Annotated in this window: 6 protein-coding genes; all 6 read right to left on the bottom strand. The window is 40.2% G+C overall.

What is annotated here, in order from left to right:
• Nucleotides 1-244: 244 nt before the first annotated feature.
• On the bottom strand, nucleotides 245-1168 hold the full coding sequence (locus VEB00_04770; protein ID HYF82325.1) for a DUF362 domain-containing protein: 924 nt from the start codon (nucleotides 1166-1168) through the stop codon (nucleotides 245-247).
• 48 nt (nucleotides 1169-1216) lie between these two features.
• Nucleotides 1217-2374, bottom strand: coding sequence for an SAM-dependent methyltransferase (locus VEB00_04765; protein ID HYF82324.1), 1158 nt, complete (start codon nucleotides 2372-2374; stop codon nucleotides 1217-1219).
• On the bottom strand, nucleotides 2375-3367 hold the full coding sequence (locus VEB00_04760) for an RluA family pseudouridine synthase (GenBank protein ID HYF82323.1): 993 nt from the start codon (nucleotides 3365-3367) through the stop codon (nucleotides 2375-2377).
• 341 nt (nucleotides 3368-3708) lie between these two features.
• Nucleotides 3709-4059, bottom strand: a complete 351-nt coding sequence (locus tag VEB00_04755) for a cupin domain-containing protein (GenBank protein ID HYF82322.1) — start codon at nucleotides 4057-4059, stop codon at nucleotides 3709-3711.
• A gap of 109 nt (nucleotides 4060-4168) precedes the next feature.
• A complete protein-coding gene (locus tag VEB00_04750) occupies nucleotides 4169-12970 on the bottom strand; it encodes an amino acid adenylation domain-containing protein (protein ID HYF82321.1) in 8802 nt (2933 codons plus the stop codon).
• A gap of 55 nt (nucleotides 12971-13025) precedes the next feature.
• Nucleotides 13026-17044 (bottom strand): amino acid adenylation domain-containing protein (locus VEB00_04745; GenBank protein HYF82320.1); only part of this gene is annotated, 4019 nt, incomplete at its 5' end.

The following is a 17044-nucleotide window of genomic DNA, read 5'->3' as shown; positions in this document are numbered from 1 at the left end:
ACCTATCTGATTTACAATTTCTTGCTCGCCAACCCTGCCAAAACACGATTAATCATTCATAACCATATCTATCCGTTATTAGTCAAGATAGCCTATAGACTTTGCAGGAACTCCTCCGTATTCGGCTACTTTCCTTATGAGTTCATTTTATTCTGAACATTTTTACTTGTTTTCAGAGTACTACATTAAGGTAGTGCATTTTTAACATTTTGATTGACTAGAAATCTGTGATGTTAATAAGCACTTAATCTCCATGAAAAGTACGCACTCTTGGCCTGTCAATAGCAATACTCTGACCTAAAGCAGCCATGCTGAACATTTCCTCTGCTTGTATAAGCGATAAGCCCTTTATTATCATTTTGGTTGCATCTGCCTGACCCAAACCTCTTCTGTGCAGCTCAAAGAGATAGTGCACTGCTTGAGGAAGCAAGCCCAGCATTCTGGCAGCAACAGCGTCTGCCGCAACAGGATCCGTACCGGCTACAATAAGATTGGAGCTTACTGCCTTTCCATCACTGGGCCCTGTCCAAACCATTCCATTCATCCCCGAAAGTATTGTAATATCTATCGGAACCACCTCCCCCATTGCAGCAATGAAGTTATGCAGATCCTCATGTATGCCGAGTTTTTTCTTGGGCATTCCATGAATTTCAGCAGGGGGCCATGATAGCGCCATATTTTTTATACCCAGGGATGCAGTGGCCTCTTTATGCATTTTTATTGGAGTAAAGGATATATGTACGTCCATTTCCTCGCACAGCTTGTTTATTTTCGTTGAAGGTACAATATCATGATTCAGGCTGATTTCGGTATAAGGACCATAATTCAGGTCGATGAATTCTATCTCCTCATCCTTTATTACCTTGCTAAAGCCGATTTCTTCAAAGACCTGCATTGTCGGTGCACCGCCGGAGCCCGCTGCAACCACTATCCTTGAAGGCTTATAATTCTTAACATACTTTATTATTTTTCTCAATAAGTCAGGATGCACAACTGTGCCTGTGCTTGCAGCCTTATTGTCTACCATATTTGCAGTTATAACCACGCATGCTCCCTGTTTTATCATATTTGGAGCATTTATCATGTTTAGTGCATCTTCCACACAGTTATTTGATTTTGCAGCGTCGACAATTGCTACAACAGGGTCTTGAATTATTCTTTTACGCACAAAAAAACACCTCCGATATATTTTCCCTCGGAAGGTGTTTACTATGCACTATATATTCAGCAGCCTTGCCAATGCAGGGTTAATTCCAAGACTTTCCTTCAATCGCAGATACTCCTCATAAGCTTTCCTATTTCTGGCACTCTTTTTTACTGCCCTGATCATCAAGTTCTTTGGTGTATCCAATGGCGATATGTATTCAACAATTGAGGCTTCATAGCCCATTGCTTCCAGCAGAAGCCCCCTTATGCCGTCAGTCAGAGCATCGGCTATCCTCGCTTTAAGCACTCCATACTTGATTATTTCACTAAAGGGTTTGTACTCATACTGGCTGAGAAGCTCTCTGTGGCAGCATGGTATAACTATTATGCCTCCCGCCTCATATCTGACTCCGGCTGCTATTGCCATATCTGTAGCTACATCACAGCCATGCAGGCTTATGACTATATCAATCTTTTTTGTGGGTTGATAGTTTTGAATATCAATCTGATGAAACTCCATATTCTTATAGCCCAGGTTCTGTGCCATTTTCCTGGAGGAGCTTATAACCTGCTCAGATATATCAAGACCTATGAAATAGCAGTTCTTTTTCAGCTTCTCCTTTATATAAAAGTTAAGCACGAAGGAGAGATATGACTTCCCGCATGCGCAGTCAAGCACCGTAATATTCTCCTTGTCCCCTTGTTCCTTAATAAGCGCTTCAACAAGTTCGACAAAGTGGTCTATCTGGTTATACTTCCTAATCATATCATTTTTCACCTTGCCCTCTGCGGTGAGTATGCCGATTTCCCTCAGTACGGCATCAGCCTCTCCGGCCCTGACAAGATAAGTTCTGTTAGTTCTGGCAGAAACATCATCATGAAGATTTGCCATATCCTGTTCCTTGTTAGTATAATTTATCTTTACGTTGTTCTTTTCTGTGCTAATGACAATGCCGCTGCCTCTCTCAGAATAGTTTATGATGCAGTCTTCATATTCCTTTCCTGACCTTATTATCATTTCACTTAAATCAGAAGGGTTTATCGGGGTCTTTACCTTTTGAAAATCAAAGCTTAATTTGTCTCCGTTAATGTATACCTTGGCTTTTGCAGTCTTCCCGCTTCTTATATATTCTACGTCTATTCCCTTGAAAAACAATATATTTTCCTCAAGTCTGGATTCTATACTGCCTAGTATGTTTGCAAGCTTTTTTTCCAGTGATTCCAACATTTATATTCCCTCCATCCCAAACAGCTTGCCGGCTATCTTTGCATCATTCGCCGGCAGTCTGCATACGAAGCTTTTTCCCTTTAAGTAGCTTATATCCTGGTGTACCTCTTGAAATGCCACCTTATATGCATAAAGATACTGATATTTCAGTCCGTAATATTTTCTAAAGTATTCATTAATATACTTATCCCCATACTTCATATCACCTGCAAGGGGGTGCCCCAAGCTTGCGAAATGGGCTCTTATCTGATGGGACCTGCCTGTTACCAGCTCCACTTCCAAAAGAGAAAACCGCATTCCCAATTCCGTTATTGTATCTGATACTGCAAGAGTTTTGAAAATTGTATGTATTGCCTTACCTTCCCCTTCATCAGTATCCCGGATTGAAGAAATATTTCTTCCTTCATCCTTCTTAAGAAAGGCTTTTATTTCTCCGCTCTTTTCCATTTTCCCTGCCACTATGCACAGGTAGAGCTTTTGCATTCCTCTCTCTCTTATGGTGTGGTTCACAGCCTTTAAGGTCTTGTAGTTCTTAGCTACAATTACAATGCCTCCAGTGTTCCTGTCCAGTCTGTTGCATACAGCGGGAGAAAACGTCTCCGACTGCTCTGCTCCTTTTTTCTTGTATATATGGTATAATGCTCTGTCTATAAGTGTGTCAGTATCTCCCGGCTTATCAGGGTGAGTCAGCAATCCGGCAGGTTTATTGACAATTATTACATTCTTATCCTCGAATATTACGTCCAGGCTTTTAGCCGGTTTTGGCAAAGGCAAGTCCTCTTTTGCTTCGGTTTCCGGCTTTTCAATATATAGCTGCAGCACATCTCCCTCATTGAGCATCTGATTTTCTTTTGCTTTCTTGCCATTCAGCTTAATCTTATTCTTCCTGAAGAGCTTGTATATGTCCCCCAGCGTAGAGTCCTTCAAGTATTTTCTGAGAAACCGGTCTACCCTTTGACCTGATTCATTTTCAGTCATTTTGATTTCGAACATATTACACCTCTTTAGATTAATGCGAAGTAGTAAATGGGGAACGGGTACCACGGATTTCCTTCGGAAAAACACTGAAACCCACTGAATACACGGTGGAAAAATATTCTGAAGCATTAGTAATAATCGATAATGAAGTAGGTATCAAAATTTACTAACGTTGCAATATATTATATTAAATAACCGTGTTATTCCGTAGGAATCCGTGGAACATCCGTGTGTTCAGTGGTATCCGTTCCCCCGTTGCTTAAGACGCATTATTTATATTTTGCGCTATTTTGCTAAAATGTAATCCCAAAACAAAATCGGGCTATAAGCATAAGAACTTATGGCCCTCAGATTTATTATGCAATTCCGGGTGAGAATACACAATACATCACGATATCTGTGTCCCCGGTATTTAAAAATCCGTGCTCGCTTCCAACATTAGCAACTACTATTGTTCCCGGCTCCGCCTTCTTCCTCTCACCGTTAACCAATGCCGAGCCTTCGCCTTGTATTATATAAATCACCTCAAGTACTTCATGGATATGAGGAAGTATTTCTCCACCTGGCTTTATAGTAGTCAGGTGTGCAGAAAGCCTGCCATTCTCCTTTTCTCCAGAAAGTAATCTGCCGTACACGACCTTGTGTTTAGGGTTTTTTACAGGTTCAACATCCTTCTGATTCCTTATTACCGCTTGTTGAGTAGTCATATATATATTTCTTCCTTTCGTTATAAATATTCTTATTTTACAACGTGAGAGATTCATTACAACATATATATTATATGATATGGGGTGGACATTCAATGGTTTTTGGCTTTTACAAGTCCTTTAATGCATTCTTTATTTCTTCCGCAAGCTGCTCCACATGAGGATGCAGTAATATAGATTCATGCGTACCTGATATTTCTACCATTTTTACATCGTTTTTAACAATTTTGCGCCAATCCTTTTCGTTTAGCTTTGGATGTTCGGTTTCCTTCGCTTTTATGATGTATGTTTGTGCTTTTATCATTCCTTTTGGCCTGTAGGTTGTATTTATTACATTTTTCATATATTTTGTAATCTTATCCTTGTCTCCGACTAATTCCCTTTGGCCTTCAAGAACGGTTTTGTCTGCTGCAATTGCAACATCCTCAAGTGTTTTTTCCAACTTATTATGTTTAGACAGACTGTCCCATATTCTTTGAGCCTTTGAAATCCAAATTATACTATGGGAAAGAAATGCAAACTCATCAATATTAATATATCTTTCTACTTTTTTATTCTGTGCTTCCAATTCCCTTATGATTTCGTATCCCAGTATATTGCCCATGCAATAACCTACAATAATATATGGGTCTTCACTCTGTACCTGCTTAATCTCTTCCACATAATCCATTACCATCTCATCAATGCTTTTTGCCAGGCTGCAGCTTCCATCCAGCCCCTTTGCCTGTATACCATATATTTGAAAATCATTTTCCAGAAGCTTTGCCAGATCCTTGTAGCTGTATATACTGCCATTCAATCCATGTAATATGAATATGATTTTTCCGTTTTTGTTTTTGTTGATCTTTTGTACGCTTTTTAGATTATCTCCTGCCTTTTCCTCCTTTATATACTCCGATAACTCTTCAATGGTTTTATTAATAAACAGGTCTGCCATTCTCAGTTCAATGTCCATTTCATTACTGATTAAATTAATGACTTGAAGGATGTTTATGGAATTGCCGCCAATCTCAAAAAAATCATCTTTGATGCTTATCTTATTTAGCTTCAGCACTTTTTCCCATACTTCTACCAGTTTTTCTTCCAGGTAGTTTCTGGGGCCTACATATAAAGCCCCTGTATTTATGCCCCCATCCGATTCTTCCAGTTTGCTGGAATCAGCAAGTGTTTTCCTATCTACCTTTCCGTTGGGGGTCATGGGCATTTTGTCTAACTGTATGAAGTAGGCCGGTATCATGTATGTCGGCAGTTCTTTGTTCAGATGTTCTCTTAATTTTGCTACTGTATGTTCTTTTTCACTTACGAGATAGGCGGATAGATACTTATTCCCACTCTCATCGCCTTTTGCTACTACAACTGCCTCTTTTACTCCTTCATAAGTCAATAGCCGGTTCTCAATTTCCCCTAATTCTATTCTAAAGCCTCTTATCTTTACCTGATGATCCATTCTGCCAAGAAATTCTATATTGCCGTCGGCAAGCCACCTTGCAAGGTCTCCTGTACAATACATTTTTTCTCCCGGCTCGTATGGATTTGGTACAAATTTCTCTGCTGTCAGTTCTGGCCTGTTCAAATATCCTCTTGCAAGCCCATCTCCGCCGATACAAAGCTCGCCTGCCACACCGACAGGCTGCACTTTATTATTCTTATCCAGAATGTATATCCTTGTGTTTGCAATAGGTTTTCCTATATTAAGCACGTTGTCAGGATATAAAGCTTTTGTTGTTGACCAGATAGTCGTTTCTGTAGGACCGTATGCGTTATATATCTTTGCATTTGTTCTAGCGCTCAACTTTTCCAGTAATGGTTTGGGAAAAATCTCTCCACCTACTATTATTTCTTTCAAATTAGTCAGCCCCATATTATCCGTGGTGCTATCAAGCAGCATTTCCATTCTTGAAGGGGTTATTTGCAGTATATCAATAGAATGGTTGTTTATTAATCTGATTAACGCTTTGGGATCTTTCTGACTGCTTTCTTCCGCTATGATTATTTTCATTCCTCTTGTCAGAGGCAGCAAAGTCTCCAGCCCAAATATATCAAAAGATATCGTCGTCAGGGCTAATATTGATTCTTCCTCTCTGAATTCTATTTCTTGTGTCATTCCTTTTATAAAGTTGACTATGGATTTATGCTCGATCATTACCCCTTTTGGTTTTCCTGTTGAACCTGAGGTATATATCACATATGCTAAATCATCGGATCTATTGTTCTTTTGCAGGTTATTTGCATCACCTTCATACAGCCGATCTTCATCCAACATTAACGAATGCTTATTAAATTCAAAGGTTTTCGCAATACCGGACTTTGTAAGAAGCACTTCTGTTCCACTGTCCTCCAGCATATAAACTACCCTGTCTTTCGGATATTCAGGATCAATAGGAAGATAGGCACCTCCTGCTTTCAATATTCCCATGATTCCTATAATCATCTCCAGAGATCTTTCAACCATAATCCCAACGATACTATCCGGTCCTACACCTTTAGCCCGCAGCACGCTTGCCAGTTGATTGGCCTTTTCGTTTAATGCGCCATAGCTTAGCTGCTTATCTCCATACACTACCGCTATATTGTCCGGCGTTTTTGCTGCCTGAGCTTCAAACAATTCATGCACAGTTTTGTCTCCCAGATATTCCGCGTAGGTATTATTGAATTCATGCAATAGTTTTTGTTTTTCTTCCCCTGTTAGTATATCTATTTCACAAAGTGCGATATCTATATTCTCTATTGTCTTACTGAGTATTTTCTTTAGGTGCCCTGCCATCCGCTCTATCGTATCTTTGTGAAACAATTTCGTACAATACTCTATGCTTAAACTGATTTTTTCTCCTATTTCTACTGCTTCTATAGTTATATCAAGCTTTGCTATATTGTTTTCCCCTGAATATGGCAAAAAGCTTAATCCTTCTACCTCAGCTCCTTCCATTTTCATGTTTTGCAGGATGAGCATAACATCAAACAAAGGATTGCGGCTCATATCACGCTTGACATTCAACTTCTCTATCAGTGTATCAAATTGATAGTCCTGATTTTCATAGGCTCTTAAAGCATTTCTTTTTACTTCTTCCAAGAATGCCCTGAAGGTTTTTGTTCCTTCCGGATAGTTCCTCATCGCAAGCGTATTGACAAACATTCCAATGATATTTTCTAAATCTGCATGCGGCCTTCCGGCTATCGCACTCCCTATTATAATGTCTTCTTGTCCACTGTATTTTGAGAATAGAACATTAACAGAAGCCAGCAGCAGCATATACATGGTAGTACCTGTTTCTTTTACTGCCTTTCTTAACGCTTCCGTTATTTTTTCATCCAGTTCAAAGTATATACGGTTTCCTTCAAAGCTTTTTATCACTGGTCTTGGATAGTCCGTCGGCAGATTCAGTACTGGTATCTCCCCGTCAAATTCCTTCAACCAGTATGCTTCCTGCTGCTTCATTTCCTCTGAACTCAGCAGTTTATTTTGCCATGCGGCATAGTCTTTGTATTGTACCCTCAACTTGGGCAGTTCTTTCCCTTCATACAGCTCCACAAATTCTTCCACCAGTATCCCCATAGAGGTTCCATCGGATATGATATGATGCATGTCATACATCAGCAAGTGTCTTTCTTTCTGCACTATTGAACCAAAGGACAAGGCTATAAGCCCCACCCTCAAAAGCGGCGCTTTGCTTAAATCGAATGTCCTCACGAATCTCTTCAACGCCACTTTCACTTCTTTTTCCGATGACACTTTATCAAAATATTCTATTTCAAACGGGACTTCCTTGTGCACCTTCTGCAGTATATTCTCCCCATCCATCATAAAACTTGTTCTTAGTGCTTCATGCCGCTGTACTAGTTGGTTAAAGGCTTCTTTTAACCGCAATACATCCAGCTTGCCTTCTATTATCAGCGAGCCGGGCATATTATACCCGATTCCTTCCATCTCAAACTGCTGTAAGGTATACAACCTCTTTTGCCCCGATGTCAGTTCATAATATTCTGACTCATCCACTGGTTCTATGGATGCATATATGTTTTCTTTCAGACCCTTGATATATTCTGATAGTCCTTTGATTGTGGGTGTCTTAAACATCTCTCTTAAGGGTACTTCCACATTGAGTTCCTTGTGCATTCTGGCCACCAGACTTGTTGCTTTCAGGGAGTGTCCACCCAAGTCGAAGAAGTTATCGTTTATCCCTATCTGGTCTGCCTTCAAGACATCTTTCCATAGTTCTACCAGTTTTTCTTCTACTTCATTCCTTGCAGCTTCATACTCTGCTCCAGTATGAATGTTTCCGCCCGGCTCAGGTAGTGCCTTCCGGTCTACCTTTCCATTGGAATTCATAGGCATCTTATCCAACTGCACAAAGTAGGATGGGATCATATAGTCCGGCAGTTCCTTACCCATGTATTCCCTTAGCTCCGATATGGCCATTCTCCTATCTCCTGCCAGGTATGCACATAGGTACTTGCTTCCACCTTCCTCGTCCTTTGCGATTACTACCGCTTCTTTTATCTCCTCGTGACTTAACAGCCTGTTCTCTATTTCTCCCAGCTCGATACGGTAACCCCTTATCTTTATTTGGTGGTCCATTCTTCCTAAAAATTCGATATTGCCATCAGGCAGCCATTTTGCAAGGTCTCCTGTCCTGTACATCCTCGTTCCGAGCTCAAAGAGGTTTTCCACAAATTTCTCTGCTGTCAGTTCAGGCCTGTTAAGGTAGCCTCTGGCCACTCCCTCCCCAGCTATACATATTTCCCCTGCTATTCCTACCGCCTGTGCATTGTTGTTATTGTCCAATATATATATACGGGTATGCTTTAGGGGTCTTCCTATGGGTATACTGCCCGTTTCAGCGCCGGAATAGCTGTAACAGGTTGCACACACTGTGGCTTCGGAAGGACCATACATATTAAATATTTTGGCATATTGTATGATGTTATTAGTATATTCCTTTTTTAGTACATCGCTGCTGCTCAGGAAGGTATGTACCGAGTTCATGGGCTTCAGCTTGTTGAATTCACTCATAATCAACGGTGAACAACTTAGTATGGTTACTTTATTCTTTACGATTAATTCTCTTAAGGCCTTTGCATCCTTTACTTCTTCATTTTCAGGTATGATCACTTTCCCACCCTTTATCAGAATGGTATATACCTCTTCTACAAAGCCATCAAAGGTCATAGATGCCTGCTGTAGTGTCGCATCTTTTTCCTCAATCGAAAACATTTCATTGAATGTATTTACATAGGCTATGACATTTCTATGTTCCGTTAATATGCCTTTGGGCTTACCTGTGGTTCCTGATGTGTAGATGACATATATCAGGTCATTGAGGTTGTATCCCACGTTAAGGTTGCTGCTGTCTCCTTCATATAAATCCGGATCTTCCAAATTTATGATTTCACCCTGGAACCTGACTTTCCCTTTGAGATGCTTCTGGGTTAATAACAAATCGGTACCGCTGTCCTCCATCATAAAGTTTATTCTTTCTTCCGGGTATACAGGGTCTATGGGCAGATAGGCACCACCTGCCTTTAGTATCCCCATGATACCAATGAGCATCTCCAGAGACCGTTCTGCCATAATACCTACTATCTGATCTGCTCTTACCCCTTTACTCCTTAACCGCCTCGCTAACTGATTGGCACGCTCATTCAGCTCCGTATAGGTCAGCACTTTACCCTCTGAAGACTTCCCGTTATAGACAGCAGCTATATTATCTGGTGTTCTTTCCACTTGCGCTTCAAAAAGCTCCTGTATCGTCTTGTCTCCCGGATAATCTGCACCAACACCGTTAAATTCGCGCAGCAGCTTATGTCTTTCTTCTTCATCTGTCATTTCTACTTGACCAAGTTGTTTCTCCGGTTCTTGAAGAAGCTCATTACTTAAATTGATGAAGTGTTTCGCAAAATCCCTTATTGTTTCAGCCTTAAATAGTTTTGTGCTATACTGCAGTTTGAGCCTTAATTCTTCCGAGGTTTCATATACATACAAGCTCATATCATAATCCGAGGTGTTCTGTGCCATGGGGTATGGACTCATATTCAAACTGCTTGCTGCTATTTCTATGCCGTTCTGATCAAAATTTTGCAATATAATCATCACATCAAACAAAGCGTTTCTACTTATATCTTTTCTTATATCTAATCTTCTAATAAGCTCTTCAATGGGATAGTTTTGGTTTTCATATGCATTTAAGACTTCTGACTTGAGTTCATTTAAGTACTCTATAAAGGTCTTTTTCTTTCCGGGCATACATCTGAAGGCTATGTTATTTAGGAATAAGCCAATGAGGCTTTGCAAGTCAGAATCTGTTCTTCCTGCTGTCACAGTTCCTATAACCATATCCTCCTGCCCGCTGTATTTGGATAATTCAACACTGAACAGTCCCAGCAGCACCATAAACAGAGTTGTACTGCTTTGCTTAGCCAGTTCCTTTAACCGGCTGTACAAACTGCCTTTTATCGAAAATACATATTCCGCACCTTCAAGACTCTGTATAGCCGGTCTGGGATAGTCTGTTGGCAAGTTCAGCACCGGCAGTTCTCCTTCAAAGGTTTTCAGCCAGTAGTTTTCCTGCTGCTGCATTATTTCTGCCTTCACCAGCTTATTCTGCCAAGCTGCATAGTCCTTGTATTGTATCCTCAGCTCGGGCAGTTCCTTTCCTTCATATAGCTTCATAAACTCTTCCGCCAATATGCCCGTGGAGGTTCCATCCGATATAATGTGGTGCATGTCATACATCAAAATATATCTCAGCATGTCCTGTTGCGGCTGTATTTTAGCGAGCTTCACTCTCAGAAGCGGTACTTTACTGAGGTCAAAAGGTCTTATAAAACCCTTTACAATTTCTTCCGCATCTTCTTTGGATAACATATTATCCAAGTATTCTACTTCAAAAGTGACTTCGTTGTATACCTTCTGCAGAATTTCTTCCCCTACAAGTTCAAAGCCTGTGCGGAATGTTTCATGCCGCTGTATCAGCCGCTTAAAGGCCTCCTCCAGTTTCTTTATATCGAGCTTGCCTTCTATCAACAGCACCTTTGGCATATTGTAGCCTATGCCCTCCGGTTCAAGCTGCTGCAAGGTGTACAAACGTTTCTGTGCTGATGAAAGTTCGTAATAAGCACTCTCATCTACTGGTTCTATGAATGTATACTTGTGCTCTTCCAAGCTCTTGATATATTCGGATAATCCCTTAATAGTCGGTGCCTTGAATACTTCCCTCAAAGGCAATTCTACATTGAACGCCTTATGTACTTGAGATACCAGCGTTGTTGCCTTTAGCGAATGTCCTCCAAGATCAAAGAAATTGTCATTTATACCGATCCTATCTAATTTCAATACTTCCTGCCATATACTCACCAGAGTCTCTTCCATCTCATTTCTTGCTGCTTCATACTCTGTGGTCTGCGCAGTAATGCTCTCCATTTCCTGAAGGGCCAGCCTGTCTATTTTATTGGTGGGCGTTAGGGGCATTTTCTCCAATTGAATAAAATGAGCGGGTATCATATATTCAGGCAATTCTTTTGCCAGAAATGTCCTTAGTTCTACCCCCTCCACGGTTTTATCCGCTGTCACATACGCATACAGCGATAGCTCACTATCTCCATTAGACTTACCAATTACAGCAGCTTCCCTCAGCATCTCATATTTTAGCAAGCAATTTTCTATTTCCTCCGGCTCTATACGATAGCCTCTGATTTTCATTTGAAAGTCTTTTCTTCCCCGGTATTCAATGTCCCCATTTAGGTTTACCCACCCCAAATCTCCTGTCCTATATATCCGTCCAAACTCCGGGTGATTGACAAAAACCGCCTTTGTCTTTTCTTCCTGCTTCCAATAGCCAAGTGCTAGGTGATTACTGGCAATAACGATTTCTCCCAACCTTAATACAGGTACTTTTTTATCTTTTTCGTTCAACACAATGACTTGGGTTTCCGGCACTGCTTCTCCAATGTTTATGCCTGCAAACTCATCCGACCGTCTGATAAGCTGTGATGAATTATATGAGGATTCAGATTGTCCGTAAAGATTCATCAAGGTAACATTTCTAAGCAAATCGCGATGCTTTATCACATCATGCTCTAAAACATTTTCTCCGCCCAATACAGCAAACCTGAGCTTTGGGAATACTTCCGTTCCCAACAGGGTGTTCAAAAAATAGCGGTATAACGTAGGTACGGAATGCCATATGGTGATACCCTCTCGGAGCAGCCATTCCGGAAGCCTGCTTATATTGTCTTGTTCCTTCATGTTATATGGATATAGGCTTGCGCCGCTTAATACTCCGCTATATATATCAATGATGGCAGCATCATGGCTGAATACCGAAAACAGCGTCAGTCGGTCTGCCTCAGTTAGCCCCAAGGTGTTGATATAGCTTTTTGCAAAATGTAAAATATTGCTCTGGGTCTGTACTACTCCCTTAGGTTTACCTGTTGAACCGGAGGTGTACAAAATGTAGGCGGCACCATCGTGCTCTTCCTCTGGTACATCTATTTCTGGTTCCGTCAAATTACTGTTACTGATATTGAGTATATTCAGCCTGTTGTCTGCTTGAGAAACCAATCTAACCGCCAACGCATAGTTTTTTTCATTGGTTACAATCAGGCTTGCTTCGGAATCCATCAACATATAAAGCAGTCTGCTTTCCGGGTAAGACGGATCAAAAGGGACATAAATGCTTCTTGCTTTTAATGCTCCCAAGGAGCTGACGATCATATCCGTCCCATGTTCAAACAGCAAAGCTATAACAGGGGCTTTGCTGATATGGCGTAGGTCTCTGATTTCTGCCTTTATTTGCTTTGCAAGCTTTTGTACCCGTATATCCAATTCATTAAAGGTTAAAAAACCGTCATTTGTTTTTACTGCAATTTTATTTCCGCTTTTCTTTACCCTTTCATTAAATGCTTTTATTAACATGGTTATACCCCACCTTTCTATAATATAGGAGCAAAATTCTTATGGATTTCTTATTTTAATCGAAGTAATCTGCTACTTTCCTTGTAGCATCTTCGGAAATCTTGGATAGTAATCCGGCATATTCGCTAAGCATATGTTGAATGACCCCAGGATCAAAGAACTCCTCTGCATAAGTACATACGATTTCTATGCCATCTGCATATTCTATCAGATAAAACTCCAAATCAAATTTTACATGCTGTACATCCTTTAAATGGCGGGACTGCTTGTCTTCCAACCGTTGTCCACGGTGTTCAAACATATTTAACATATTAATAAATACATTGATTACTGGATATTTTATTCCTATCTCTTCTATGATCAACTCAAGAGGATAGTCTTGGTACTGCAGCGCCTTTAGAACACTATCGCTTATTCTGCTTAGAAAATCCAAATAATGTTCTTCCTTGCTTACCTGGTTCCGCAGCACCACCGTATTGACAAAGTAGCCGAAAATCTTTTCAAGTTCAGCGTCACCTCTTCCGGAGCCTGCAATTCCAAAAACCATATCTTCTTGTCGGGTTAATTCTGCAAAATAAACATAGAACCCTGAAAGCATTAATGAAAACAAGCTTGATTTTTGCTTTTCAGCAATTTTCTTTAGCTTTTCTTTAATATCTGCATCTATAACAGTTCTATAGGAAGCACCTTTTTTGACTGCTGCCTGCTTTTTGCTATTTTTCATAGGCAGGTTCAGCGGGTAGATATTTCCTCGCAATTGTTTTTCCCAGTATTCCTTTGCTTGCTTCATTTGGTCTGAGTCCTCTATCTGTTTGTTTTGCCACGCTGCAAAGTCTTTGTATTGTATACTTAGTGATTCCAGATATGGCTCCCTGTTGTTTTTATAGGCGTCATAAACAATTTCGAACTCTCTGTTTAACATTTCCAGGGACCATCCGTCGGATATGATGTGGTGCATAGAATATACCAATTCATATTTACTCTCACACAGCTTTACTAATTCACACAGTATAAGCGGTGCTTGTGACAAGTCAAATATATAGGCATTTTTTTCTTTAAATATGTTATCCAGCACTATTGCTTTTTCACTTTCATTCAGCTGGCTTATATCTTTTAACTCAATTTCAAACTCAATTTCCTTTTCAATCTTTTGCACATAACTGCCATGTATTTCCCTGATGCAGGTTCTCAGGCTTTCATGCCTGTTTATCAGGAAATCAAAGGTTTTCTGCACATGATCGGCATTAATATCCCCATTCATTCGTATATGTCCGTATATATTATATTCTGTGCCCTCCGGATGAAGCTGGTTTAGTATCAATAGCCTCTTCTGATTATAGGAAAGTGCATAATAATCCTGCTCCGCTTCTTTGCCAATGGCTGCATAATCTATTGCTTCATGGGCTCTGATATGATTGCTAAGTTCCGCAATGTTAGTACACTCAAAAATATCCCGCAGACTTATATCCACAGACAACCGATGTTTAATCAGATTGGCAAGCTTTACGGCTTTTAACGAATGTCCTCCAAGGTCAAAAAAGCTGTCGTATATGCCTACCTTTTCAATGCCAAGTACCTCTTGCCATATGACTGCCAATTTCTCTTCTATAACATTGCTCGGTGCTTCATATTTTACACCTGTTGCTATTTTGCCATCCGGTTCCGGAAGGCTCCTTCTGTCCAACTTTCCATTGGGCGTCAGCGGCATTTTATCCAGCTGTATAAAATACGAGGGAAGCATATAATCCGGTAATTCTTTGCCCAGGTAGTCTCTTAGCTCTGTTGTAGTTAACGCTCTATCGCCAACAATATATGCGCATAGAAACTTGTTGTTACCCGTGTCTTCTTTTGCGACGATAACGGCTTCCTTGATATTTCCATGGCCTAATAACTGATTTTCTATTTCCTCAAGTTCTATCCTATGCCCTCTAATCTTTACCTGGTGATCTATTCTGCCTAAAAATTCTATATTTCCGTCAGGCAGCCATCTTGCCAAGTCCCCTGTTCTATACATTCTTGTTCCCAGTTCGAAGGGGTTCGGTACAAATTTTTCTTCAGTTAGTTCTGGTTTATTCAAGTATCCTCTCGCCAGTCCGTCTCCCGATATGCATAGTTCTCCGGCTATTCCAATTGGTTGAAGCTTGTTGCTTATATCCACTATGTATATCTGTGTATTTGATATCGGCTTGCCTATGGGTATGTTGCTGTCATAGGTCTTCTCTATTGTAAAGCAAGTAGTAAAGGTTGTGTTTTCAGTCGGTCCGTAACCATTGATAATTCTGATTTTGCTATTGTTTTTTCTTAATATATTTACATGCTTGGGTGATAAAACATCTCCGCCTACAAGTAAGTTCCTGCATTCATCAAACACTTTCTGGTTCTGGTCTATTATTTGGTTGAACAAAGGTGCAGTTAACCATATGGTGGTTATTTTGTTTCTTTCAATTTCGTGTTTTAGCTTATCAGCATCTAATATTTTATCTTTTGATATTAAATAGAGGCTTGCACAATTTAACAATGCTCCCCATACTTCAAATGTCATTGCATCAAATACTATAGCTCCCGTCTGGAGTATCTTGTCATTTTCATTGAGTTCTATGTAATTTGCATTTTTCACCAATCTTAATACACTTTTATGCTCAATCATCACTCCCTTAGGCTTACCTGTTGACCCTGATGTATACATAACATATGCCAGATCATCAGAACTGCTAATTCCCTCAATATTACCTATCCCATCTTTATAGACATTCTCGTCATCAAGCTCTAAAATTTCTCCCCTAAAGAAAACGTTGTCCTTTAAGTGCTTCTGTGTCAATAGTATGCCTGCTCTGCTATCCTCCAGCATATATTCTATCCTGTCCTTCGGGTATTCAGGATCTATCGGCAGGTATGCTCCCCCCGCCTTCAATATTCCCATTATCCCTACTATCATCGCCATTGAGCGCTCGACCATTATGCCTATTATTCTATCCGGCCCCACTCCCTTATGTCTTAAGACCTGTGCTAACTGGTTTGCTTTCTCATTCAGTTCCTGATATGTCAGCTGCTTGTCCTCATACACTACCGCTATATTATCAGGTGACTTTTTCACTTGCTCCTCAAACAGTTCATGTATTGTCTTATCTTTCGGATATTTTGCATTTGTATTGTTGAACTCAACCAGCAGCTTATGTTTCTCTTCTTCGCTCATCATACCTATTTCAGATATCTTTACTTCTATAGTCTTTGTTATGTTTGCAAGTATGTTTGTCAGGTGTTTAGTTAACCCCTCTATTGTTTCTTTCCTGAATAGCTTTGTGCAGTATTCTATATTTAGTCCTAACTTTTCTCCTGCTTCCATTGCATTTAGAGTTATATCAAACTTGGATATCCTATGTCCGCTCTCATGGCTTCTAAACCTCAACCCTTCTATGTTCAATGCTTCCATCTCTGTGTTCTGTAATACAAACATCACACTAAACAATGGATTTCTGCTCATATCTCGACCTATGTCCAGTTTCTCTACCAGCTCTTCAAACTGGTAACTCTGGTTTTCATATGCCTTAAGACATTTTACCTTTACTTCTTCTAAAAACTCTCTGAATGTCTTATTTCCTTCAGGATAGTTCCTCATTGCCAGTGTGTTTACAAACATTCCAATGATGTTCTCCAGATCTGCATGGGGTCTTCCCGCTATCGGACTTCCTACTATTATGTCTTCTTGTCCGCTGTATTTTGACAATAGTATATTAAAGCCAGCCAATAGCACCATATACATTGTTGTTCCGATATCTTTTGCTATTTTTCTTAGTCCCTCTGTTATCTCGTTATTTAATTCAAAGTATACACTGTCTCCTTCAAAGCTTTGTACCACTGGTCTCGAATAATCCGTCGGCAGGCTTAGTACCGATATCTCTCCTTCAAAGGCTTTCAACCAGTGTTCTTCCTGCATCTTCATTGCCGCGCTGTTTAACATACTATTCTGCCATGCTGCATAATCTTTGTACTGCAGCCTGAGTGGTGACAGTTCCTGCCCTTCATACAGCTTCACAAACTCGTCCACCAGTATTCCCATTGATGTTCCATCTGATA

This window comes from Clostridia bacterium (assembly GCA_035628995.1).
Taxonomy (GTDB): Bacteria; Bacillota; Clostridia; order Lutisporales; family Lutisporaceae; genus BRH-c25.
The sequence above is the reverse complement of the archived record's forward strand: the minus strand, read 5'-3'. Positions and strand labels throughout refer to the sequence as shown.

Bases quoted from the DNA above. Each gene is read 5' to 3' on its own strand.
- VEB00_04765 (HYF82324.1), bottom strand. From the start codon at position 2,374: ATGTTGGAATCACTGGAAAAAAAGCTTGCAAACATACTAGGCAGTATA.
- VEB00_04760 (HYF82323.1), bottom strand. From the start codon at position 3,367: ATGTTCGAAATCAAAATGACTGAAAATGAATCAGGTCAAAGGGTAGAC.
- VEB00_04750 (HYF82321.1), bottom strand. From the start codon at position 12,970: ATGTTAATAAAAGCATTTAATGAAAGGGTAAAGAAAAGCGGAAATAAA.
- VEB00_04755 (HYF82322.1), bottom strand. From the start codon at position 4,059: ATGACTACTCAACAAGCGGTAATAAGGAATCAGAAGGATGTTGAACCT.